The 2,085-nt window shown below is 51.3% G+C and carries 2 protein-coding genes; both read left to right on the plus strand.

Annotated features, from left to right (window positions below; genetic code table 11):
* Positions 1-875 (plus strand): proline/glycine betaine ABC transporter permease (locus A918_RS0104220; RefSeq protein ID WP_022709847.1); only part of this gene is annotated, 875 nt, incomplete at its 5' end.
* A complete protein-coding gene (locus tag A918_RS0104225; protein ID WP_022709848.1) occupies positions 865-1,920 on the plus strand; it encodes a glycine betaine/L-proline ABC transporter ATP-binding protein in 1,056 nt (351 codons plus the stop codon). The genes A918_RS0104220 and A918_RS0104225, both read left to right, overlap by 11 nt.
* Positions 1,921-2,085: the final 165 nt, after the last annotated feature.

Raw genomic sequence — 2,085 nt, forward strand, 5'->3', positions numbered from 1 at the left:
GCTTTCCCAATCTCGACAATGCGACACTTACCAATCTCAAAAAAGCCATTGACGAGACATTCCGCAGCTTCACCCGTGCCTACGGGGATGCCATTGAGGGCTTTTTCAACCCGCTGCAATATTTTCTGATTCAGGCAGAACGCTTTATGACAGGCACACCTTGGCCGGTTATATTATTGCTCATTGCCGCAATCGCATGGTTCTCCAGCCGCAGCATCAAAATCACCATCGGCTCTGTCATCACTTTGTTTATCATCGGCTATCTCGGCATGTGGGATGATACGATGAAGACAATCTCGATGATTTTTGTCTGTACGGTTATCGCCATTCTCGTCGGCATCCCGACCGGCATTCTGATGGCCAAATCCAACCGGCTGCAAAGTGTCATCAGCCCTGTGCTGGATATTATGCAGACCATGCCAAGCTTTGTTTATCTCATTCCAGTGGTGATGCTGCTTGGTATCGGCCGCGTACCGGGGCTGATTGCCGTGGTTATCTACGCCATTCCGCCGATTATCCGCCTGACCAATCTCGGCATCCGGCAGGTCGACCGTGACGTGCTGGAGGCGGCAGATGCTTTCGGCTCATCCCCGTGGCAAAAACTCAAAAATGTGCAGCTACCGCTGGCTTTGCCAACGATTATGGCGGGTATCAACCAGACAATCATGATGGCGCTGGCCATGGTAGTGATTGCCTCAATGATCGGCGTACAGGGGCTGGGACAGCCGGTGCTTAAAGCTATTTCCAACCAGTATTTCACTTTGGGTATTTTCAACGGCATGGCCATTGTCGGTATTGCCATTATTTTTGACCGCATCAGTCAGGCCTATGGCGCACGGTTGCAGAAACATCTGGAGATCACGCATGGCCAATAATCCGTCTGTATCGACGGCTGAGACACCTGCAGCCGGCATCTCCATCCGCAATCTCTACAAGATCTTCGGTCATGATCCGAAAGCCTATGTGCAGCTTGTCAGAGAAGGCATGACCAAAGCAGAACTGAATGACAAGCATGGGCATATTCTGGGGCTGCGCGACATTAATATTGATATGCCTGCGGGTTGTATTCAGGTGGTGATGGGCTTGTCCGGCTCCGGCAAATCCACCCTTATCCGCCATATTAACCGGTTGATTGACCCGACCAGCGGTGAACTTCTGGTCGGTGATGAAGATGTGGTCACCATGACGCCTGCGCAATTGCGCGCATTCCGGCGGCACAAAACCGCGATGGTGTTTCAGAAATTTGCCCTGTTGCCGCATCGCACAGTTTTGGAAAACACCGTCTACGGACTGGAGATACAAGGGGTGCCGCGTGCCAGACAGTTGGAGGAAGCCCATCGCTGGATTGAACGCGTCGGCCTGAAAGGCTTTGAGGAGAAATATCCGAACCAGCTTTCCGGTGGAATGCAGCAGCGCGTGGGACTTGCCCGTGCGCTGACCAATGATGCACCGATCCTGCTGATGGATGAAGCCTTTTCCGCTCTTGATCCGCTGATCCGCGTGGATATGCAATCCGTGCTGCTTGATCTGCAAAAGGAGATCAAAAAGACCATTGTATTTATCACGCATGATCTGGATGAGGCTTTACGGCTGGGTGACAGGATTGCAATTTTGCGTGACGGTGAAATTATTCAGCAAGGCACAGGTCAGGATATCGTGCTTCATCCGGCAGATGCTTATATTGAAAGCTTTGTGCAGGAGGTCAATCGCGGGCGGGTTATCCGTGTGGATACGATTATGACACCCCCGCAGGGGGCGGACACCAATCTGCCGGTGATCCGTTTTGATACGCTGCTGGAAGAGGCAATGCGCAAACTCGTGGATGAAAAAACTGAACAGGTCAATGTGTGCTGCGAAAAAGGCATCATCATCGGCCAGACATCTGTCAGTTCGGTTATGGCTGCGATGATACGCCGTTAAACTTTAGAGACTTAACTAGAGCGGTTTACGTCCAGATTGGATCATAGCGCTCGCTCTAGATTCTTTATTTGGGCGCATTATCACGGGCGTCAAGTTGATCCAGCTTGACATAATCAAGAGGTCAAGTTGATCCAACTTGACTGTGAAATGCTCTAGCAAAAGCCC

This window comes from Pseudochrobactrum sp. AO18b (genome assembly GCF_000409565.1).
GTDB lineage: Bacteria > Pseudomonadota > Alphaproteobacteria > Rhizobiales > Rhizobiaceae > Pseudochrobactrum > Pseudochrobactrum saccharolyticum.